Annotated in this window: 18 protein-coding genes and 1 pseudogene; 6 read left to right on the forward strand and 13 right to left on the reverse strand. The window is 69.2% G+C overall.

Annotated features, from left to right (window positions below; all coding sequences use genetic code 11):
- The first annotated feature begins 95 nt into the window (after nucleotides 1–95).
- Entirely contained in the window at nucleotides 96–401 is a 306-nt protein-coding gene (locus ABD999_RS25525; protein ID WP_271278344.1) for a hypothetical protein, read from the forward strand.
- A 642-nt stretch (nucleotides 402–1,043) separates the two neighbouring features.
- Here the strand turns inward: ABD999_RS25525 and ABD999_RS25530 are convergent.
- Nucleotides 1,044–1,700, reverse strand: coding sequence for a JAB domain-containing protein (locus ABD999_RS25530; RefSeq protein WP_148033591.1), 657 nt, complete (start codon nucleotides 1,698–1,700; stop codon nucleotides 1,044–1,046).
- Between the two features lie 402 nt (nucleotides 1,701–2,102).
- On the reverse strand, nucleotides 2,103–2,819 hold the full coding sequence (locus ABD999_RS25535) for a GntR family transcriptional regulator (RefSeq protein WP_148033590.1): 717 nt from the start codon (nucleotides 2,817–2,819) through the stop codon (nucleotides 2,103–2,105).
- Nucleotides 2,820–3,395: 576 nt separating this feature from the next.
- Here ABD999_RS25535 and dapA point away from each other — a divergent pair.
- Complete coding sequence (gene dapA, locus ABD999_RS25540; RefSeq protein ID WP_271278348.1) at nucleotides 3,396–4,313, forward strand: 4-hydroxy-tetrahydrodipicolinate synthase; 918 nt, start codon at nucleotides 3,396–3,398, stop codon at nucleotides 4,311–4,313.
- 53 nt (nucleotides 4,314–4,366) lie between these two features.
- Nucleotides 4,367–6,052, forward strand: a complete 1,686-nt coding sequence (locus tag ABD999_RS25545) for a ribonuclease J (protein ID WP_148033588.1) — start codon at nucleotides 4,367–4,369, stop codon at nucleotides 6,050–6,052.
- Nucleotides 6,053–6,406: 354 nt separating this feature from the next.
- Here the strand turns inward: ABD999_RS25545 and ABD999_RS43985 are convergent.
- The 3 genes and pseudogenes from ABD999_RS43985 to ABD999_RS25555 all read right to left on the reverse strand — a co-directional run.
- Nucleotides 6,407–6,829, reverse strand: a pseudogene (locus ABD999_RS43985) (LLM class flavin-dependent oxidoreductase); the annotation flags it as partial.
- A gap of 70 nt (nucleotides 6,830–6,899) precedes the next feature.
- Complete coding sequence (locus tag ABD999_RS25550; protein ID WP_271278343.1) at nucleotides 6,900–7,679, reverse strand: ABC transporter permease subunit; 780 nt, start codon at nucleotides 7,677–7,679, stop codon at nucleotides 6,900–6,902.
- Nucleotides 7,676–8,398 carry an ABC transporter ATP-binding protein gene (locus ABD999_RS25555; RefSeq protein WP_378525154.1) on the reverse strand — a complete coding sequence of 241 codons (723 nt, stop codon included), beginning with the start codon at nucleotides 8,396–8,398 and terminating at the stop codon, nucleotides 7,676–7,678. The genes ABD999_RS25550 and ABD999_RS25555 overlap by 4 nt, the downstream gene beginning before the upstream one ends.
- A 113-nt stretch (nucleotides 8,399–8,511) precedes the next feature.
- On the opposite strand from ABD999_RS25555, the gene ABD999_RS25560 reads away from it, so the two are divergent.
- Nucleotides 8,512–10,212 (forward strand): histidine kinase, encoded by a 1,701-nt coding sequence (locus tag ABD999_RS25560; protein ID WP_271278342.1) that lies wholly within the window; start codon nucleotides 8,512–8,514, stop codon nucleotides 10,210–10,212.
- Nucleotides 10,209–10,850, forward strand: a complete 642-nt coding sequence (locus tag ABD999_RS25565; protein WP_148033583.1) for a response regulator — start codon at nucleotides 10,209–10,211, stop codon at nucleotides 10,848–10,850. Before ABD999_RS25560 ends, ABD999_RS25565 begins: the two co-directional genes overlap by 4 nt.
- Nucleotides 10,851–10,959: 109 nt before the next feature.
- On the opposite strand, the gene ABD999_RS25570 is transcribed toward ABD999_RS25565, so the two are convergent.
- The 3 genes from ABD999_RS25570 to ABD999_RS25580 all read right to left on the reverse strand — a co-directional run bounded on the left by ABD999_RS25570 (nucleotide 10,960) and on the right by ABD999_RS25580 (nucleotide 14,667).
- Nucleotides 10,960–11,505: a DUF402 domain-containing protein gene (locus ABD999_RS25570; protein ID WP_271278341.1), complete on the reverse strand. Its 546-nt coding sequence runs from the start codon at nucleotides 11,503–11,505 to the stop codon at nucleotides 10,960–10,962.
- 586 nt (nucleotides 11,506–12,091) lie between these two features.
- The gene (locus ABD999_RS25575) at nucleotides 12,092–13,417 is read right to left on the reverse strand and encodes a hypothetical protein (RefSeq protein ID WP_345482912.1); all 1,326 of its coding nucleotides are present in this window, start codon (nucleotides 13,415–13,417) and stop codon (nucleotides 12,092–12,094) included.
- Nucleotides 13,411–14,667: a glucarate dehydratase family protein gene (locus ABD999_RS25580; RefSeq protein WP_271278339.1), complete on the reverse strand. Its 1,257-nt coding sequence runs from the start codon at nucleotides 14,665–14,667 to the stop codon at nucleotides 13,411–13,413. Before ABD999_RS25580 ends, ABD999_RS25575 begins: the two co-directional genes overlap by 7 nt.
- Nucleotides 14,668–14,771: 104 nt before the next feature.
- Between ABD999_RS25580 and ABD999_RS25585 the strand changes: the two genes are divergently transcribed.
- Nucleotides 14,772–16,229 (forward strand): aldehyde dehydrogenase (NADP(+)), encoded by a 1,458-nt coding sequence (locus ABD999_RS25585; RefSeq protein WP_219544187.1) that lies wholly within the window; start codon nucleotides 14,772–14,774, stop codon nucleotides 16,227–16,229.
- A 138-nt stretch (nucleotides 16,230–16,367) separates the two neighbouring features.
- On the opposite strand, the gene ABD999_RS25590 is transcribed toward ABD999_RS25585, so the two are convergent.
- The 5 genes from ABD999_RS25590 to ABD999_RS25610 all read right to left on the reverse strand — a co-directional run bounded on the left by ABD999_RS25590 (nucleotide 16,368) and on the right by ABD999_RS25610 (nucleotide 21,217).
- Nucleotides 16,368–17,273, reverse strand: coding sequence for a 5-dehydro-4-deoxyglucarate dehydratase (locus ABD999_RS25590; RefSeq protein WP_219544186.1), 906 nt, complete (start codon nucleotides 17,271–17,273; stop codon nucleotides 16,368–16,370).
- A gap of 12 nt (nucleotides 17,274–17,285) precedes the next feature.
- Nucleotides 17,286–18,047, reverse strand: a complete 762-nt coding sequence (locus tag ABD999_RS25595) for an IclR family transcriptional regulator (RefSeq protein WP_148033578.1) — start codon at nucleotides 18,045–18,047, stop codon at nucleotides 17,286–17,288.
- A 70-nt stretch (nucleotides 18,048–18,117) separates the two neighbouring features.
- Nucleotides 18,118–18,981 (reverse strand): carbohydrate ABC transporter permease, encoded by an 864-nt coding sequence (locus ABD999_RS25600; RefSeq protein WP_246639591.1) that lies wholly within the window; start codon nucleotides 18,979–18,981, stop codon nucleotides 18,118–18,120.
- Complete coding sequence (locus ABD999_RS25605; RefSeq protein ID WP_219544184.1) at nucleotides 18,978–19,907, reverse strand: carbohydrate ABC transporter permease; 930 nt, start codon at nucleotides 19,905–19,907, stop codon at nucleotides 18,978–18,980. Before ABD999_RS25605 ends, ABD999_RS25600 begins: the two co-directional genes overlap by 4 nt.
- Entirely contained in the window at nucleotides 19,904–21,217 is a 1,314-nt protein-coding gene (locus ABD999_RS25610; RefSeq protein ID WP_271278338.1) for an ABC transporter substrate-binding protein, read from the reverse strand. The genes ABD999_RS25605 and ABD999_RS25610 overlap by 4 nt, the downstream gene beginning before the upstream one ends.
- Nucleotides 21,218–21,335: the final 118 nt, after the last annotated feature.

Below are 21,335 nucleotides of genomic sequence, written 5' to 3' on the forward strand. Positions count from 1 at the left end.
CGAAGGCGGACGAGGCCTGACATAACGCTCCACCCAGTAAGGCCAAATAAAATGTCCCTCTCCCTGAAGGAGACAACTAGACGTATAGTGCCGACATGGTGGATCCTCAATCTCGCGAGGCGCGTGTCGACTGCGTGGGCAAGCACGTCTACCAGGTGGTGGGTGGCTACGGCTCGATCGACTGGCTTCCCGCCGTGCCGCGCACCGAGCGAGTGAGGGTACGCGACTACACGTGCGACTGCCGGCCCATCGTCTACGAGTTGTGTCAGGCGGGAGGGCTGCGGTTCATCAGGCGGATCAGCAGGCTGAACGGGCGGCTGGTGGTGGAGGAGTCGCGGTGGTCCACCGCGGCGGTCATCGACACCCTCTGGGGAGAGCTGCTGCGCGGCGAAGCCCGCTGACCTCGAACTCCCGGCAGGTGTCATCCCAGCTCCTTGCACCTGCCGGGTCCAACTCAAGGGCCACGGCGAAGAACAGATCGATCTGCTCGTTGAGCGGTGAGGGGAACCCCGTCGGCGCGAGGCGTGTACGCCGAGCTCTCCTCGTTGAGCGCGCGGGCGCGCTGCTCCTTCATCGGGCGCGCTGCCTCCTACATGTGGCGGTTCTCGGCGCCGGGCTGCCACCCGGCGCCGAGAACCAGAGGAGGGGACCGGAGCCCCGCGCGACACCGGACAGAAACCGCGCGGGTTGAGCCCTGCCGGCCGGTCACCCTGGTGATCGGCCGACAGATTGGCTCGCTGCCGGGTGACATGCCCGTCCGGCACTCTCGTCCACGATACGGATTGCCTTCGACCGCAGTGAGAATGCCCGGCAGCGGTGAACATGGCCCCGCGCCCTCCGGGGGACACGGAACCACGCACGGGTGAAGGCCGATGACGTCCAAACGGCCGTCCCGCGAGAATGAGGATGCCATGCCTTTCCCTGGCCCGGCTGGGCTTCCGCGCTTTCATAGGGATCATGCGGTTTAGGGTCGCGAGCGACTGGTCTCCGTTGTGCGCGGAATTTCCCGTGGTAAATGTGTGGGGACGCAACCGAATGTCGCCTCATACGTGGACGCGCCGCCAAGCGGAGTCCGTGACGATGAGGTGATCGAGGAACCGCAGGCCCACCGTCTCGGCGGCTTCCGCGAGGCGGCGCGTCGCCACCACGTCGGCTTCGCTGGGATCCAGCGACCCGCTCGGGTGGTTGTGCGCCAACCCGAACAGCGCACCGCCGGACCTGAGCACCGCTGCGACGATCTCACGGACCGGGACCGTCGTATGGTCCGTGCCGCCCTCGGTCATCACCGTCCGGCGCAGCACCGCGCCGCGGACGTCGCACACGACCACCACCAGCCGCTCGTGCGCGTGCCCGCGCAGCAGGGGCGCGGCCACCGCCGCCAGATCCGCCGTGCAGGTGACCCTGGCCCGCTCCGGCTCCGCGTCCGCACGCCGGATCAGATGGAACGCCGCCGCCACGCGCGCCGCCTTGGCCGGCCCCACCCCCGGCACGGCGAGCAGCCGATGCGGCTCCGACCGGACCAGAGCGTCCAGGTCTCCGCAGTGCGCGATCACCCGCGCGGCCAGATCCATCGCGCTCGCCCCCCGGAACCCGGACCCGAGCAGCACCGCCAGCAACTCCCGATCGGCCAGCGCCGCCGCCCCGCTCTCCATCAGCCGCTCCCGTGGCCGTTCGCGCCTCGGCAGATCTTTGACCCGCATGCCCCACCTCCGGGAACGGTTGTATCAACGCCTACCGACAACCTTTGACCTGCGCTTACACGGCTCATCCCGATGCCCGAAAGGCCCCCATCGCACCTGCAGAAGGCGAGATGGACGGGTTGTTCTGCCGCTTGGCAGGCCGGCGTCAGGCGTCTGGCCGACGACGGCCGAGGTCACGTCGTCGGGGAGGGTTCTGGGGCCGGCTCCTCACGCGTCTCCGCGAGGACGCCGGTCACGGTTCGTCAGTCACGCCGTCCGGGACGGTCCTGGGGCCGGTTCCTTCTCACGCGTCTCTTCGAGGACGCCGGCCATGGGTCGTACGACGAAGTCACCAGGTCCCGGGGGCGAAGGGACGATGACTGAGGAGGCCCCCCGGAGCTTGTGGCGACTCCGGGTCCGGCGTCAGACGGGCATGCTGTAGACCATGCGGAACCGGTCGCCCGGCAGGATGATGTCGCTGGTCTCCACCGGACGGTCGCCGGCCCAGTGGGTGCGTTCGACGTGGAGGACGTGCACGCCGACCGGCAGGTCGAGGGCCTCGCTCTCGCTGGGACGAGGCGCGCGGGTGTGGATGCTTTCCACGACTTCGGTGATCTTCACGCCGTGCGCGTACATCCTCGCGACCAGGCTGCGCCGCTCCTCCTCCGAGTGGGGCGCGAACTCCAGTGGCTCGTACGCCGTCGCCAGTTGCAGCGGCCGGCCGTCGCCGCGGAAGACGTAGTGGGTGCGCGTCACGGTCGTCGATTCGTCGACCCGCAGCCGTCTGGCGAGGTCGGGGCCTGCTTCTGCCGGCTCGCTGTGCCAGTCCCAGGTCACCCGCCAGCCCTGCGACTGCAGGTCCGCCGCGAAAGGGGTGGGGCGATCAAGGAACCGCCACCGGTGCAGTGGGGTGAGCTCGGATCGTTCTCTCACATAGTGGCCGGAACCGATGCGGCCGATGATGAGCCCCTCGCTGGCCAGAACGCGGAGAGCGTGGCGGGCGGCGGTCTCGCCGACCTGGTACTTGCGGGTCAGCTGGGCCCGTGACGGGATGAGCGCGCCGGGAGGAAGGGTGCCGTCATGGATCTGTCGCCGGATGTCTTCGACGACACGCAAGTAGACCGGATCTGAGGTGGCCACTAGTCCATCCCTGGAGGTTCGTGTGAGGCGTTGCCCCATGTTGCCGTATTCGGCAGGTAACCGACCGTCATCGATGACTGCTGGAGCCCCAACTTTGCGATAGCGGAAAATTATCGGAGAAACCCTGTAACGCCGGTGTAAGGGGTGCCGATTCTCCGGTAGAGGTCGTCGATGTGTGTACCCCCGAGCACATATCGGCGGCCTCTTCCTATGTGGCCCTCCGGGCCACCTCTTGTCCGGGTGAGTTTGCCAGCCGGTGGGCCGTGCGAAGCCGCCCGCCCGGGCCTGGGGTGAATGGTGCTGGCGCGAATGATCTCTAGCTGGATGTCTTGGCCGACTGCCGATTGGGTCAACCAGCACGGTCCGATCGTTGACCTCGCCTGTGACCGCGACCGATCCCCGGCTCCCGGGTGGCTGGAGACGCCGCGCCGCGGGTAAGTAGGCGTTGACGGTGAGGCCGCAGAGGCTGGGTGTGCACGGGAATGCCGGAGGACGGGGTGACAAAAGGCGGCTCCAGGCAGGCAAAACGGGGTGGCGGCGTCCAATGGATTTCGGAATCCAGGTAGCGTTCGCACTATGGCATCGCCAACAGGAACCTCCGACGCGCCCTTCGGCCTCATGCTGACCGCCATGGTCACGCCGTTCACGTCTGATGGCGCGGTCGACTACCAGGCGGCGCGGCGGCTCGCCACCTATCTGGTGGACGAGCAGCACAACGACGGCCTGATCGTCAGCGGGACGACCGGCGAATCCCCCACCACCTCCGACGAGGAGAAGGCCCGCCTGCTCAGCACGGTCCTCGAGGCCGTCGGCGACCGGGCGACCGTGGTGGCCGGGGCCGGCACCAATGACACCCGCCACAGCGTCGAGCTCGCGCGGCAGGCCGCGCGCGAAGGCGCTCACGGCCTCCTCGTGGTGACCCCTTACTACAGCAAGCCTCCCCAGGAGGGTTTGTACCGGCACTTCACCGCCGTGGCCGACGCCACGGAACTCCCGGTCATGCTCTATGACATCCCGGGGCGCAGTGGGGTGCCGATCAAGACGACGACGCTGATCAGGCTGGCTCAGCACGACCGCATCGTCGCCGTCAAGGACGCCAAGGGCGACCTCTTCGGCGGCAGCCAGGTGATGATCGCCACCGATCTCGTCTTCTACTCCGGCGACGACCTGCTCAACCTGGCCTGGCTCTCGCTCGGCGCGGCGGGTTTCGTCAGCGTGATCGGGCACGTGGTGGGCGCCCAGCTCGCCCGCATGATCCAGCTCCATCGCAACGGCGATGTCGAGCAGGCGCGCGCGATCCACCGCCAGGTGGCGCCCGTGGTCGAAGGGATCATGATGAGTGCGGGCGGCGCGATCATGACGAAGGCCGCACTGGACATGGTCGGCATGCCGGTCGGGCCCGTGCGCCTGCCGCTCGTGCCCGCGACGGAAAAGCAAATCGCCGAGCTGCGTGCTTGCCTGGTGGCCGGCGGGGTGAAGTTGGCAGATATCTAGAAACGGGAGGAATTGCGAGTTTTGAGAACGCGATTTGACCATGGGGGCCGGGCATGAGCCATCCGCATCCTGATCTCGGCCCTCCTCCGGCGCTGCCTGAAGGCGGCCTGCGTATCGTCGCGCTGGGCGGGCTGGGTGAGATCGGCAGAAACATGGCGGTCTTCGAGTACGACGGCCGGCTGCTGATCGTCGACTGCGGGGTGCTCTTCCCCGAGCCCGAACAGCCGGGTGTCGACCTGATCCTGCCCGACTTCGACTACATCAGGGACCGGCTCGACCAGATCGAGGCCATCGTCCTGACACACGCCCACGAGGATCACATCGGGGCGGTGCCCTACCTGCTGCGCGAGCGGCGGGACATTCCCCTCGTCGGCTCCAAGCTCACCTTGGCGCTGATCGAGGCGAAGCTCACCGAACACCGGATCCAGCCGGTGAAGAACCAGGTGGTGGAGGGTGAGCGGCGCACGCTGGGGCCGTTCGACTGCGAGTTCCTGGCGGTCAACCACTCCATCCCGGATGCTCTGGCGGTGGCGATCAGGACGCCCGCCGGCATCGTGCTCCACACCGGTGACTTCCGGATGGACCAGTTGCCGAGCGACGGCAGGCTCACCGACCTGGGCGGGTTCGCCCGGCTCGGCAGCGAGGGCGTCGACCTGCTGATGTCCGACTCGACGAACGCCGAAGTGCCGGGGTTCGTCACCAGTGAGCGGGAGATCGGCCCGGTCATCGACGAGGTCATCCGTACCTCCGAACAGCGTGTGATCGTGGCGAGCTTCGCCTCGCACGTCCACCGCATCCAGCAGGTCATCGACGCCGCGGCCAAGCACGGCCGCAAGGTCGCGCTCGTCGGCCGCTCGATGGTGCGCAACATGGGGGTCGCCCGCGACCTGGGCTACCTCAACGTGCCGCCGGACCTCGTCGTCGACTCCCGCGACATCGAGCAGTGGCCGCCGCAGGACGTCGTGCTGATCTGCACCGGCTCTCAGGGCGAGCCGATGGCGGCTCTGTCGAGGATGGCGAACCGCGACCATCCCATCCGCATCACCGAGGGCGACACGGTCCTGCTCGCGTCGTCGCTGGTGCCGGGTAACGAGACCGCGGTCAACAAGGTGATCAACGGGCTCTCCCGGTGGGGCGCCCGCGTCGTGCACAAGGGCAACGCCAAGGTGCACGTCTCCGGTCACGCGGCGGCCGGCGAGCTGCTCTACGTGCTGAACCTGACCCGGCCCTCCAACTTCATGCCGGTTCACGGAGAGTGGCGGCACCTGCGGGCACACGCCAAGCTGGCCTCGCTCACCGGCGTGCCCGAGGACCACATCGTGATCGCCGAGGACGGCGTCGTCGTCGACCTCGTCGACGGCCGCGCCAAGATCGTCGGCGCGGTGCACGCCGGTTACGTGTACGTGGACGGCTCGTCGGTCGGCGAGATCACGGACGTGTCGCTGAAGGACCGCAGGATCCTGGGCGACGAGGGGTTCATCTCCGTCGTCGTCGTGGTCGACTCGAGCACCGGCAAGCTCACCGCCGGGCCTGAGATCCACGCGCGCGGCTCGGGCATCGACCCGGCGCAGTTCGAGGAGTTCATCCCGCAGATCGAGAGGGCTCTCCAGGACAAGGCCGCCGACGGGGTGGTCGACATGCAGGAGATCCGTCGTGTGGTGCGCCGCACGGTGGGGCGCTGGGTGAGCGACACCTACCGCCGCCGCCCGATGATCATCCCTGTGGTGGTCGAGGTCTGAGCAACGCACCGGTACGGCAGGCACACCCGCCTGCCGTACCGGCGGGACGAAGGGTGTGTTGATCTTCGTGCTGAGAAGGCGTTCCCAGCCTTGATCGAAGTACATAAGGATCTTCACGTCCTGTCTCGCCACGTTGGGTGATCTTGAGGAGATGGGCCTGTGGCCGGGCAAGCTCCTCTGCAGGGCTGCCGCCAGCGGGTGGTACGGGTTCGCAAGTGGACAATCATGAGGTCCGCTCCACCTCGGCGAACGCGCGTGCGGCTGCGGCCGAGTCCCCGTCGTGGTGCGCCTGGCAGGAAGTCCGGCTGCCGGACGGGTCCCGCCCTGGACCCGCGCGGCGTCGATGGGTCCCCGTTACGTATCGGCACGGTGTTGATGGGTCCCGTCCGGGTCGGCGCGGTGTTGATGGGTTCTGTCCGGGGTCTGCGCGGTGTCGATGGGTCTTGTCCCGCGTCGGCACGGTGTTAATGGGTTCTGTCCGGCGTCCGCGCGGGGTTGATAGGTCCCGTCCCGCGTCGGTGCGGAGCCGACGGAGCATGTCATTCGCGCGGCGGAACTGCTCGATGGTGCCAATGTTGAAGTCCAGGGCTGGGCATGGCGCGTGGTGATCCGCGGTGTACGCTTCTCGCCGCTGCTTCCGATGCCGATAGGCGGATGGGGCCGTTGCGTCGGCGCGCTCCCGCTGCGGGTGCCGATGAGCTGGAATCGCTCGCCATGCACTGTGGCGGGCTCCTGCCGCAGCAGTCTGATCATCACCTGGCAGGCCTCCTTCAGACGATCGCTACGCTGCCAGCGAGCGGACCGGGCTGAGGCCTGCCCACGGCTGGCATATGGCGACGCTGTGTTGTCAAGCGTCTCTCCGTTGCAGCAGCCACAGGCCCGCGAGCACGGGGAGCACCGCGTAACAGGCCAGGAGAACGGCTGCCATCGGCGGGGGCAGCGAGGTGCCGTAGAGGCCCGGGGTGGTCAGGTCACCACTGATCTGGCGGGCAAGGGCGCTGATCATCACCGAGCCGAGCCACTCGTTCCACGGTCCGGGGAGGTTGCCTACGATCATGGGGATGACGTAGACGAGCCCTACCAGCAGCGTGATCCCGCCCGCGGTGGAGCGCAGGATCGCTCCCAGGCCGAGCCCCAGTAGCGCGAACACCGGCACGGTCAGGCTGAGGGCGACCAGCAGCGGCAGCTTGCCGGCGAACGGCGCCTGGTAGAGGCCGGAGAAGCGATCGCCGATGACCCAGCGGCACACGAGGTGCGTGCCGAAGACCACCACCGGCCCTGTCACCAGCCCGATCACGCCGACGACCGCAGCCTTGGCCGTCAGCACCGGCCAGCGCCGGGGGACCACGGTCAAGCTGGTCCTGATCAGCCCGGTCGCGTACTCCGAGGTCATGGCCAGCACGCCGAGGATGCCGAGGCTGAGCTGGGGAACGATCAGCACGACCTCCTCCAGCTCCGCGATGCGGGCCCTGGCCTGCTGAGCCGGAGACGCGCTGTCGTACATGCCGACCGCCATCTGCGCTATGCCGAAACCGAGCAGGACCCCGCCGAGGGCCAGCAGGATGGCGAGCCGGCTCGAACGTACGGAGTGGAGCTTGAGCCACTCGGCCGGCAGGACGTGTCTCATGGTCTGCCCGCCCGGTGTCCGGCGCTGCTCGCGGTGAGCGCGAGATAGGCGTCCTCCAGGGAGGGATGGCGAGCGGTGAGCTCCTCGACCGTGGCCTCAGCGATCAGCTTGCCCCTGCTCACGATGACGATGCGGTCGGCGGTCAGCGCCATCTCGCTCATCAGATGGCTGGAGAGCAGGATCGTCCTGCCTTGGGTGGCCAGCGAGCGCATCAGGTCGCGGATCCAGCGGACGCCGTCGGGATCGAGCCCGTTGACCGGCTCGTCGAAGATCAGCACACCGGGGTCGCCGAGCAGTGCCGCGGCGATGCCGAGGCGCTGCTTCATGCCGAGCGAGAAGCCGCCCACATGCTTGCGGGCGACGCCGTCGAGGCCGACGCGCTCCAGCAGCTCGGTCACACGCCGAGGGCCGATGCCGTTGGTGCGGGCCAGGCAGAGGAGATGGTCGCGGGCGCTCCGGCCTCCGTGGACGGCGCCGGCGTCGAGCAGGGCGCCGACCTCGCGCATGGGTGTGAGGAAAGTGGTGTAGCGCTTGCCGTTGACCAGCACCTCGCCCGAGGTGGGGGCATCGAGGCCGAGGATCAGCCGCATGGTCGTCGACTTGCCTGCGCCGTTGGGGCCGAGGAAGCCGGTGACGTGCCCTGGGCGCGCGGTGAACGACAGGTCGTCGACGGCGAGCGTCGAGCCGTAGCGTTTCGTGAGGTGTTTGAGTTCGATCACGCCGTAAAGGGTGCGGCACGGAGGGGCTTCGTCACATCGGACTACGGTCCGAACCTCAAAGTCAGACCCTGGTCTGACGTGCGGAATCGGGGTCGGGGGCTACCGTCGTTCGCGTGAACGAGTCGCACCGCCTCTTCGTCGGGCCACTGGGGCGCTCCCAGCTGATCGCGCTGGATCTGGTCGCCGCGCTGAGCTTCGTGTTGGTCGCCCTGACGGCGACGGTCAACGCCGCTGGGATCCCGCCGTGGGCCAGGCTGGCCATCCCGCTGGGCCTGGGGCTGCCGCTGGCACTGAGGAGAGTGTGGCCGCTGCCGGTCTTCCTCTTCACGGTTGCGCTGGCCGTCACGGCGGTGGTGAGCGGGGCGTTCAGCTTCGCGTACGTGTCGCCGGCTTACGCGCTCTACCTGGTGGCGGTGGCGGAAGACCGCGGCAGCTGGCTGCCCACCTCGACGATCGGGGTGCTCGCCCTGCTGACCGGGGTCGGGCTGGTGATGGTGGGCGGTGTGCCTCACCCCGAGGGGCCCGCATGGCTGCTGGGCGTCGACGAGGCGTTGTTCGGCATCGCCGCGCTCGGCGGCGCCTGGACGGTCGGCCGAGCCGTGCGCGAACGGCGGATGTACGCGATGCGCCATGCCGAGCGCCTGGCCGAGCAGGCCGTGGCCGAGGAGCGGCTGCGCATCGCCCGGGAGTTGCACGACGTGGTGACGCACAACGTGGGGCTGATCGCCGTCAAGGCGGGAGTGGCCAATCACGTCCTCGCCACGAAGCCGGAGGAGGCTCACGACGCGCTGCGGGTGATCGAGAGCGCCAGCAGGAACGCGCTGGTCGAGATGCGCCACCTGCTGGGGGTGCTGCGTTCTTCGGAGAGCCCGGCCCGTGGTCCTGCGCCGGGGCTCCGCGGGTTGACTGGTCTGGCCGAGCAGGCCCGACAGGCTGGAGTGGACGTGGAGCTCGACGTCAGCATGGCGCGAGGTCAGGGTGGTCCGGAGATGCGGGAGAGCGCGACGGGCAGCATGTTCCGCGAGGCGCAACAGACGAGGGCTGGCGAGACGTCGGGTCTGGCGGCCGGGCAGGCGGAGGGCGGGACGGGCCTCAGCACGCTAAGCGGATCAAGCTCCACGAGGCAAAGCGGATCAAGCTTCGGTACGCGGGATGGTTCGAGTTTCGGTACGCGGGATGGTTCGAGTTTCGCTACTCAGGATGGAGCAAGTTTCACGAACGAGAGCGGATCAAGCTTCACCACGCACGGTGGATCACGTTTCCCTACGGAGGGCGGATCACGCTTCACTGCGCAGGGCCAATCGGGTCCTGCGGAGGCAAGTGGATCAGGTCCCAGAACGGAAAGTGGAGCGGGTCTCGCGGTGGAGGAAGGAGATGACGGAGCGTCGACGCAGGACATGCCTTCTGGGGAGGAGGCGTCCGTGTTCGGGAGGAGGTCCATGACGGGCAGGCAGTCCGCCGAGAAGGTGGGGGTTGTGGAGGGGGGAGCACCTGCTCAGCCTGTGCGGGGAAGGCTGCCTGAAGGGGTGGAGCTTTCCGTGTACCGGATCGTTCAGGAGGCGCTCACCAACGTGGTCAAGCATGCCGCGCCTGCGCGGTGCCGGGTGTCCGTGGTCGACGACGGGCGGGCGGTGCGGATCGAGGTCAGCGACGACGGGCCCGGTCATCGCACGATGACCGGCAGGGGGCCTGGTCACGGGCTGATCGGGATGCGGGAGCGGGTCATGATGTACGGCGGGACGTTCGAGGCGGGCGGAATGATCGGTCAAGGCTTCCGGGTCTCGGCCAGCCTCCCCTACGGGAGTGATTCATGATCCGGGTGCTGATCGCTGATGATCAGGCGCTGCTCCGGGGCAGCTTCAAGGTGCTGGTGGACTCCGAGCCCGATCTGGAGGTGGTGGGGGAGGCGTCGACGGGTGTGGAGGCCGTGGCCGTGACCGAGCGGGAGCGGCCCGACGTCGTGCTCATGGACGTGCGTATGCCCGAGATGGATGGCATCGAGGCGACAAGACTGATCGGGAAGGGCTCGCGGGTCCTCATCGTGACCATGTTCGACCTGGACGCGTACGTGTACGACGCGCTGCGGGCTGGGGCGAGCGGGTTCCTGCTCAAGGACACGCCACCGGCTGACCTGCTCGCCGCGATCAGGGTGGTGGCCAGAGGAGAGGCGCTGCTGGCTCCGACGGTCACGCGGCGGCTGATCGAGGAGTTCGCGCGGACGCCCGCGACGCCTCAGGTGCGTGGGCTGGAGGGGGTGACCGAGCGGGAACGGGAGGTGCTGACTCTGATCGCCCGCGGGCTGTCCAATGTGGAGATCACTCGGCATCTGCAGCTCAGTCTGGCGACGGTCAAAACCCATATCACTCGGTTACTGGCCAAACTCGATGCTCGTGACCGGGCGCAGCTGGTGATCGTGGCATACGAGAGCGGGCTGGTCTCGGTGCCTCGATGACGGCCGTGGCCTTCGTATGTCGGCCTGGCCTCCGTGTGACGGTCGTGGCCTTCGCATGTCGGCCTTGGTGGGGCTTGCCGCCGCGATGCCGTCCGTTCCTGACGGTTGGCTATGGAGCTTGACGAGTGGGATGAGGTGGAGGCGTGTCGGGATGCGTTGGGAACTCAGCGGTCTGCCATCGGGTGTGGGCTCCGCCGAAAGGGCCGTGGTGATGGGCTACTGCTTGGAGGAGCCAATGTGCGGTGTCCTCGGCTTGGCGGATGATCTCGCTCGGGTATCCGAGTGCCAGCTGGTGCTCGGCGAACTCGTCCTCGTCGTCGAGGAAGAGGCGGCCGTCGCGCATCCTGACGACATCCAGGTCCAGGTCGAGCATGGTGACCTGGCCGTCACGCCATTCGGGGACGGTGGTGACGTCGACGTACACCTCGATGCGGTGGGGCGATGAGTTGAACGTGGCGGTCCACCAGGATGAGCGTGGGAAGAGCATCAGGGAGTCGTGGGGCCAGGTGACCTTCGGGCCTTCGCCTTTGCGGGCGACGGTTCCGCTGGGCACCGCGACCCAGGAGCCGTGTTCGTCCTCGCCGAGGAGCGTGCCGGGGTGATGCCAGTGCAACGCGCCGCCGTACTTCCTGTAGACGATCTCGATGTCACCCAACGCCCGTGCCTTTCCGCCGGATTCGGCGTTTTTGAGGGGGTTCGTGGTGGTGTCGGCTTTCGTACCAGGGGAGATGGGCAGGGTGCGGCGGCCGGTGTCGGGACGCCTGCTGATGCTTACGTGCTCATGATGCCAAAGCAGTCTGTGGGCGGACGAGACCCGGGATGGTCTTTCACGGGTCGCCAGGGGGATGCCGCGGCAGTGGGGCGTGGAGGTGCGACACCCAGCGGCGCCGTGCTCACTGGGTGTCGCGTTCCGCTGGGTGTCGTGTCTCGGCTGGCGTCGGCTCCGTTGGGTGCCATGTCTCGGCTGGCGTCAGCTCCGTTGCGTCCCGTGACTCCACTTGGTGTCGCGCCTCCTCCAGGCGGGACCTCGCTCCGAGTGGGACCCTGCTCCGAGTGGGACCCTGCTCCGAATGGGACCCTGCTCCGAATGGGGCCTTGCTTCGGGTGGGGCCGCGCTTCACATCCGACCGTGGTCCACATCCGACCCTGCTCCACGAGGACTCTGCTCCGGTGTGACGGGTGCGGGCGCTTCGCGTCGCGAGTCGTCGCTGCGGGGTGTGGTGGATGCTGGGCGTGTCGGGCTATAGGCGGGTCAGTTCGAGGGCTTGGGCCATGGCGATCAGACGTTGTGGGCTTGCCAAGCCTGCGTGGTACAGGTGGAACTCCGACGCGCCTGCCTTGGCGTAGGTGGTGAGGAGTTCGGCAAGTGTCTCCGGGTGGGCGGGGCGCGGGGGGAGGGCGAGGACGTACGCGCCGACCCGTTGGCCGGGGGTGCGCAGTTCGGTGAGGTGGGAGAGGCGGGCGGCGTCCGTGGCAGGGGCGCCCCAGCAGTTGCCCACCAGGACGTCGGCGCCCGGGTCGCCGGTGGGGAGGGCGGCGAAGGGGCCCGTCGCCCAGGGGTCGGGGTTGGCGTGCAAGGTGATCGGGATGTCAGGGGCGATCTCGCGGGCGGAGGTGATCAGGCGGTGGCGGAGGGAGGCCGAGAGCTCCACGCGGACAGCCCGTACCTCGTCCGCGAGCGGGCCGAGGGCTGCGTCCACGAGGCTCTTCGGGTCGTCGTGGGGCGGCGGTTCGGTGGGGGTGCCGACGGCGGTGCGGGCGTGGGTTCGGGTGTCGGTGGGCGTGTGGAGGGCGGTGCTGACGTGCGCTTGGGTGTCGAGGGCGGTGGGCGTGTGGAGGGCGGTGCCGGCGTGCGCTTGGGTGTCGAGGGCGGCGGCGTGGGGTCGGGTGTCCGTGTCGAGGGAGGGGCGGACCTCGGCTGATGTGTCGGTGTCGATGGCGTTGCGGACTTGGGTTCGGGTGTCGGTGGGGTAGCGGGGGGCGCAGGAGGCGCAGAAGCAGAGGGACATCAGGTCCGGGTCGTAGCCGGCGCCCGAGGTCTTCTCGTGGACGCCCTGGTGGGCGAAGCCCATGGGGCCGCAGCCCTCCAGGATGAGGCCGTCGGGGCGGCCCGCCACCAGCACCTCGCGCACCAGTCGTTCGCAGTACTCGGCGACGTCGGGGGCCGACGGGCAGAGCGCGTACGGGTAAGGGTCGCCGAAGGCGTTGCGTACGACGAGGTGGGGGAAGGCGGTGCCGAGTTGGGCGTTGTGGGTGAGCACGGTCCAGGCGTGCACGCGCAGGCCGGCCGCGCGCAGGGCCGACTGGGCCAGGAGGTACGCGTCGGGGGTGGTCCAGGTGGGGGTGGCGGGGGTGAGCCGGCCCCAGGCTTCGGGACGTACGGGAAGGTAGAAGGCGGCGTGGGGGACGTCGAGGACGCGGTGCGCGGGGTGGAAGGGGGTGGCCGCGCGGGTGGAGTGGTAGGAGGCGGCGAGGGCGACGGTCGTCACGCCGAGTGCGGCGATGCGCTCGGCGGCGGCGGGGTCCCCGACGACGTCCCAGGGGTAGACGTAGGCGACGTTCACCACCGCGGCCTCCTCGCGGTGAAGCCGGGCTGGAAGCGCCGCATGTACGTGGTGTCGTCGCGGGCGGTGACGCCGCACTTCCGATACTGCTCGTGCATGACGGCCAGCGCGTCGCGGTCGAGTTCGACGCCCAGACCGGTGCCGGAGGGCACCGGGACGGCGCCGCCTTCGAAGCGCAGCGCGCCGGGCGCGACCACGTCCTGGCCGTCCTGCCAGGGGGTGTGCGTGTCGCAGGCGTGGGTGAGGTTGGGGGTGGCGGCGGCCAGGTGGGTCATGGCGGCGAGACTGATGCCGAGATGGGAGTTGGAGTGCATCGACAGTTCGAGTCCGAAGGTGCCGCAGAGCGCGGCGACCTGGGCAGAGCGCTGCAGGCCGCCCCAGTAATGGTGGTCGAGCAGGAGCACGTCGATGGCGCCGGCGGCGATGGCCTCGGGCAGGTGCTCCGGGGTGACGACGCACATGTTGGTGGCCAGCGGCATCGGCACCCTGGCCGCGACCTCCGCCATGCCGGGGATGTCCGGCGTGGGGTCCTCCAGATACTCCAGCGCGCCCTCCAGCTCCCGGCCCACCCGGACGGAGGTTTCGATGCTCCAGGCGGCGTTCGGGTCCAGGCGCAGCGGCACGCCGGGGAACGCCTCGTGCAGCGCCCTGATCGCCTCGATCTCCTCGTCGGGCGGGAAGACGCCGCCCTTGAGCTTGATCGAGGTGAAGCCGTGCTCCTTGATGAACAGCGCCGCCTGCTCGACGATCCCGGCCGGGTCGAGCGCCTCGCCGAACCTGTCCGGCTCCTGGCCGGGGTGACCCGCCCACTTGTAGAAGAGATAGGCGCTGTACGGGACGGCGTCGCGGACCCGGCCCCCGAGCAGGTCGACCACGGGGACCCCGGCGGCCTTGCCGCGGATGTCCAGGCAGGCCACCTCGAACGGGGAGAAGACCCGGTCGATGCTCTTCTCCTTGGTGGCCACGCCGGTCAGCCCGTGCAGGTCGCTGACGGCGTCGCCGACGGTGGCCGCGACGCGCGCGTACATCTGGTTGGTGTGGTGCACGTCCAGGCCGACCAGCGCCTGCGCGCACTCGCGTACCTTGGACAGGTGTCCCAGGTCGCCGTACGTCTCGCCGAGACCGGTCAGGCCCTCGTCGGTCACCAGCTCGACGATCGTGCGCAGCGCCCAGGGTTCGTGCACTCCGGCGGCGTTCAGGAGGGGCGGATCCTTGAAGGCTACGGGGGTGACGTGGATCTGCCTGATGATCATGTGATCGCCGTCCATGTATGTGAACAGGGGCCAGGTTTGTGGACAGAATGCGGCAACTGTAAGAATCGAGCTGAGAAGGTGTCAAGACTCCGAAGGGCCATTCGATGATCTACGGATACGACCCCAGGACCGGTGAGCCCGTGGGCGCCGGCGTGGCCGAGACCGACCGAGCCGGGGTCGACCTGGTGGTCTCCGCCGCCGTGGCAGCGGGCCAGGCGTGGCGGGCGACCCCGGCGGAAGACCGCGCGGTGGCGCTGGAGGCTGTCGCGGACGCGCTGGACGCGCACGCCGACGAGCTGTGGCGGCTCGCCGACGAGGAGACGGCGCTCGGCGAGGCACGGCTGCGCGGCGAGGTGGGCCGCACCACGGGCCAGTTCAGGTTCTTCGCCCGGGTGATCAGGGACGGCGGCTACCTCGACGCGATCATCGATCACGCCGAGCCGCCGCGGCCGGACGTGCGGCGCGTGAAGCGGCCGCTGCCCGGTGTGGTGGCGGTGTTCGCGGCCAGCAACTTCCCCTTCGCGTTCTCGGTGGCCGGCGGCGACACCGCGTCCGCGCTGGCGGCCGGCTGCCCGGTGGTGGTCAAGGCGCATCCCGGTCATCCCGGCACCTCCGAGCGGGTGGCCAAGCTGGTACGCGACGCGCTCCCGTACCCTGACCTGCTGGGTCTGGTGCACGGCCTCGACGCCGGCGCCGACCTGGTGCGGCACCCGGCGGTGGTCGCGGCGGGGTTCACCGGGTCCGTCGCGGGGGGCAAGGCGATCCAGCGGCTCATCGACGAGCGCGAGGTGCCGATCCCGTTCTTCGGCGAGCTGGGCAGCGTGAACCCCGTCGTGGTGCTGCCGTCGGCGTCCGCGCAGCAGGTCGCCACCGGCTTCGCCGCCTCGCTGACCCAGGGGGTGGGGCAGTTCTGCACCAACCCGGGGCTGATGTTCGTGCCCGAGGGCGACGAGTTGCGCAAGGCGCTGGCCGAGGCCGTCGAGGGCACCAGCGGCGGGCCGATGCTGGCCGAGCGGATCCGCGAGGGTTACCTGGGCGGTCTGGACCGGCTCGGGCAGCTGGAGCTGCTGGCCGAGGGCTCGCCGGGGGAGGGCGGCTGGTCGGTGACGCCCAAGGTGTTCACCACCGATCTCGACACCTTCGCCGAGAAGCTGCCCGGCATCGGTGAGGAGTGCTTCGGGCCCGCCTCGATCGTGGTCACCTACCGTGAGGTCGGCGACCTGCCGCCGGTGCTGGAACGGCTGGAGGGCTCGCTCACCGCCACCGTGCACGCCGCCGACGCCGGTGAGGCGGAGCCGCTGGTCGACGTGCTCGGCCGGAAGGCCGGGCGGCTGATCTGGAACGGCTGGCCCACCGGCGTGGCCGTCACCTGGGCCATGCATCACGGCGGCCCCTGGCCGGCCACGACCACGGCGACCACCTCGGTCGGCGCCACGGCCATCGACCGCTGGCTGGAGCCCACGGCCTACCAGGACTGGCCCGAGGCGCTGCTGCCTGACGAGCTGAAGGACGACAACCCCCTGGGAATCCCCCGCCGCGTGGACGGCGTACTCGGACGGTAGAACGGCGGCCCAGGTGGGCGCCGCGGTCGCAGGGAGGCTCGGTCCTCCCGGCGGCCCCGGGTGTGCGACGTGTCCGCCGGTCAGGAGCCGGCTACCCCCACCGCGGGAGGGCATGACCCTCCCGCGATGGGGGACGGGTCAGGCGCCAATGATCTCCATGCCGGCGGCGATGATCTTCTCCAGCTCCGCCACGTGCTCCGGTGCGGGGTCGACCAGGGGCGGCCGTACCCCGCCCACGTCCAGCCCGCGCAGTCGTACGCCGGCCTTGACCAGCGAGACCGCGTACCCCGGGACCTGGTCGCGCAGCTCCACCAGGGGCTTGTAGAAACCCGTCAGCAGGCGGCGGGTCAGCTCCTCGTCCCCGGAGGTGATCGCCCGGTAGAAGGCCAGCGCGACCTCCGGGGCGAACGCGAAGGCGGCGCTGGAGTAGAGGTTCACCCCCAGCCCTCGGTAGGCGGGCACGGTCAGCTCGGCCGTCGGCAGCCCGTTGAAGAACGTGAAGTCCGGCCCCGCCGACTCGCGCACGGTCAGGATGATGCGCTGGAGCAGGTCGAGGTCGCCCAGCCCGTCCTTGAACCCGATCACCTCCGGCATCCGCGCCAGCTCGGCGACGGCGGCGGGGGAGAAGCGGGCGTTGTTGCGCTGGTAGATGATGACGGGCAGCCCGCCCGCCAGGGCGACGTCGCGCACGTAGTCGACCAGGCCTTCCGGCGGCGCGCTGACCAGGTACGGGGGCATGATGAGCAGCCCGTCGGCGCCCTCCGCGGCGGCCGTGCGGGCCAGCGTCCTGGCTTCGGGGAGCGTGCCGCCCGCGCCCGCGAAGACGGGCACCCGCCCGCCCGCGGCGGCCACGGACGCCCGCACCGTGGTGGTGTAGTCGCCGGGGCCGAGGGCGTTGAACTCACCCGTCCCGCACGCGGTGAACACCCCTCCCGCTCCCGCCGTTACCCCGGCGTCGACGTGCCGGCCGAGCGTCTCCCCGGCCACCTCGCCGTCGGGACCGAACGGGGTCACCGGGAAGAACAGAACGCCTTCTAGCCGCATCAGCGCCTCCTTTTACCGGATGCCCTCTCGCCGGAGAGTGGCAGCCAGCTTGTGGGTGTGTGTGATCACCGCTTCGATGACCCGCTCGATCTGGGCGGGCGGCAGGTCTGCCGGCATCGAGCAGCTGATCGCGTCGGTGGCCGGGATCCGGTAGTCGACCGTGACGGCCACGCAGGCCACGCCCGACGTGCCCTGCTCGCGTTCGTACGCCCAGCCCCGGGTGCGGACCTGGTCGAGCTCGCCGGTCAGCTTGCCCAGGTCGGTGATCGTGTGGTCGGTGATGCCGGGCAGCGGGTCGGGGAGCAGGGCCTTGACCTCGTCGTCGGTGAGCTGGGCGAGCAGCACCTGGCCGAGCGCGGTCACGTGGGCGGGCAGCCGCCTGCCCACCCGGGGGATGATGTGGTGGGCGTCGCGGGATTCGCGGGTGGCCAGATAGAGGACGTGCGCCTCGTCCCTGCGGGCGAAGTGGGCGGTCTGCCCGGTCTCCTCCCTGAGGTCCTCCAGCGTCGCCTGGGCGAACGGCAGCGCCGGGTCCTTGTCCAGATAGGCGGTCCCGGTCAGCAGCGCGTGCGGGCCGATGCCGAAGGCCGACCGGGCGGCGTCGGTCTCCACCCAGTTGAGCTCCACCAGCGTGCGCATCAGCGCGTGCAGGCTGCTGCGCGGGAACCCGGTGAGCTGTTGCACCTCCGACAGCGTCAGCGTGCCCGGGGCGGCGGCGAGGGCCTCCAGGATGCGTACGGTCCGCTCGGCGGACTTGACCAGCTGCGGCTCCATGATCGTCCCATCTCGACTGCGACTTATGGGTGTCAGGATATGGGATGTCGTCCAGATACATGGACACAGGTCACCCCTTCACCGCCCCACTCGTCAGACCGCGCATGAACTGCCGCTGGAAGGCGAGGAACGCGATGATCGACGGCAGCAGCGCCAGCAGCGTGGCCGCCAGCAGCACGCCGATGCCCACCTCCTCGTCGGAGCGGAGCGAGCGCAGCGCGATGGGCAGCGTCCACATGCTCGACTCGGGCGCCACGATGAGCGGCAGCAGGTACTGGTCCCAGATCATGGTGAAGCCGAAGACGCCGATCACGCCGAGCGCGGGCCGGCACAGCGGCAGGATGACGGTGAAGAACGTGCGCAGCTCGCCCGCCCCGTCGATGCGCGCGGCCTCCTCCAGCTCGACCGGCACCTCCTTCATGAACTCGGTCATGACCAGGATCGAGAAGCCCCAGGCGCCGACCGGCAGGATCATGCCCGCGTACGTGCCGATCAGGTTGACGTTCAGCAGCGGCATGTCGGCCAGCACGAGGGAGAGCGGGATCGCGATGATCTCCTCGGGCATCATCATCGTGGCCAGCATGATCAGCATGACCACGCCCATGCCGCGGAACTTCTTGCGCGCGAGCGAGTAGGCGGCGAACACGCTCACGATCATCTGCAGCAGCAGCCCGAACCCGACCACCACGAAGGAGTTGAACAGATAGAGATAGACGTTGCGGTCGGCGGCGTGCACGAAGTTGTCGAACGTGAACTCGTCCGGCCACCAGGTGAAGGAGGTCGGGTCGAGCGTCTTGTTGAAGGCGCTGATCAGCAGCCCGAGCAGCGGCCCGGTGAACACCACCACCATGCCCGAGTAGAGCAGGATCTTGCCCGCGGTGGCGAACGGCCCGCGCCGCGACTCCAGCCCCAGCGCGCTGTCGAACCTCATCATGCCGCCTGCCTCCTGCGCATGAGCTGGACCAGTACGGTGAGCACGAGCGTGGCCGCGAACAGCACGATCCCGCCCGCCGAGGCGATGCCCAGCTCGCCGGTCTGGAAGCCGAGCTTGTAGATGAGCGTCATCAGCACCTCGGACGAGCCGTTCGGCCCGCCGTTGGTGAGCACGTACACCTCGACGAACACGCGCAGGCCGCGGATGGCGGCGAGCGTGAACAGGATCCAGAACACCGGCCGCAGCGCGGGCAGCGTGATGTGCCGCAGCCGCCTCCAGGTGGACGCGCCGTCCACCGCCGCGGCCTCGTACAGCGTGCGGTCGATGCCGACCAGCCCGGCCAGGAAGATCATCATGTCGTACGGGGTGCCGCGCCAGATGTTCATGACCATGATCGACAGCAGCGAGGAGTCCTCGTCGGCCAGGAAGGGCTGCGGGGCGATCCCCACCCAGCCGAGGATCATGTTGAGCGTGCCGGTGTCGCCCGGGTGGTACATGATCCGCCACACCTCGGCGACGGCCGCCATGGTGACCACGACCGGCAGGAAGGCCGCGGTCCTGACGAACCACAGATACCTGGCCGGCCCCTCGATCAGGAGCGCGAGGCCCAGCCCGAACACGATCGAGCCGGCCGTGGTGCCCAGCGCCAGCACCAGGCTGTGCCAGATCGCCGAGCGGAAGGCGTCGTCGGTGAGAATGGTCGCGTAGTTGTCCAGCCCGACCCAGGTGCTGTCGATGTAGCGGATCTCCTGGAGGCTCATCGTCAGCCCGGTGAACATCGGGATGAACTTGAAGTACAGGAACAGCAGCAGGGCGGGCGCCAGGAAGGCCCAGGCGACCAGCGGCCCCCGCCAGCGCGCCCGGCGGGGCGGCTGGCCGGGGGCGGCGGCCCGCGGTGGCGGCGCCGTGGTCAGCGTCGGGGTCATGATGCCTTTTGACTCTGCAGTTCCTGGGTCAGCTTGGTGTTGAGCGCGTCCATCTCCGCCTTGACGTCCTTGGCGCAGTCGGCCCACACCGTGTTGATCGAGTCGGCGGAGGTCTGCCGGATCGGCGCCCAGTTCGGCACCGGGTGGGCGTATACGGCGTCGGCGTAGGCGTCCTGGAACACCTGCCAGCGCGGGTCCTGGCGCTCGGCGGCCATGTCGACCTCGGAGCTGACCGGCAGGCGGACGATGGCGCCGTTGGCGTCCTTGTTCATGCCGATCCGCTGGCCTTCGGCGGAGATGGCGAACTCGGCGAACTTCTTCTGGCCCTCGGTGTTGCCCGATCCGGCCATCAGGTAGACGTTCTCGCCCTCGCCCAGTGTGCCGGGGCCGCCCGACGGGCCCTTGGGCACCGGGTAGACCTCGATCTTGTCGGTGCCGATGCTGTCCACGAACCGGGCGAGCACGTACGGGCCGGTCAGGTAGAGACCGCCCTGGCCCTTCTCGAACACCTCGTGGGTGACCGTGGTGTCGTTGCTGACCGCGCCCGGGTTGACGGTCTTGGTCTTGCAGAACTGGTCCTGGAGGAACTGCACCGCCTCGACGGCCTTGGGGTCGCTCATGGCGGAGGCGAACGTGCCGGAGCCTGACGAGGAGACGAAGTCGCCGCCGTTGCCGTAGATGAACGAGGAGGCGTACCAGGACGCGTAGCCGCGCTTGGTGCTCGCCGGGATGACGAAGCCGGCGGTGTCGTTCTCGCCGTTGCCGTCGGGGTCCTTCTCGGTGAAGGCGGTGGCCAGCGCGGCGAGGTCCTCCCAGGTCTGGGGGATCTCCATGCCGACCTTCTCGCGCCAGTCCTTGCGGGCGATGATGGCGAAGGCCTGCGCGGAGAACGGCGCCGCCCAGGTCTTGCCGTCGCTCGCGGTGGCGGCCTTCCAGGCGAGGTCGGAGACCTTGTCGCCGCCCGCCAGCGAGGCCCGGTCGACCTCGGTCAGCCAGCCCTGGGTCTGCATGTTGCCGATCTGGGCGGTGTCGTTGATGACGATGTCGGGCAGATCGCGCTGCGCCGCCTGCTGCTGCAGCTTGGTCTCGAAGTCGTCGAAGAGGGCGACCACCTTGGTCTGGATTCCGCTGGCCTTGGTGAACGCCTCGGCGAGGCGCTGCGCTGTCTTGGCCGACTCCGAATCGGGCGCCTGCCTGATCCAGATCTCCAGCGCGTCGTCCGTGCTTGAGCTTGTTCCCCCGGAGCCGCAGCCTGTCAGCGTAACGGCCAGGGTCGTGGCCAGCGCGACCCCGAGCAGACGACGTGACATAAGACCGCCTCCTGTTCACATATGTGACAAGTGTCGTGGATGTGGGCGAGTCTTGAAGAAAGTAACCAGTGACACACATCACGGTCAATATTCAAGAATGTGAATCTGCGCCAGTGTT

The organism is Nonomuraea ferruginea (genome assembly GCF_039540635.1).
In the GTDB taxonomy this organism is placed as follows: Bacteria; Actinomycetota; Actinomycetes; order Streptosporangiales; family Streptosporangiaceae; genus Nonomuraea; species Nonomuraea ferruginea.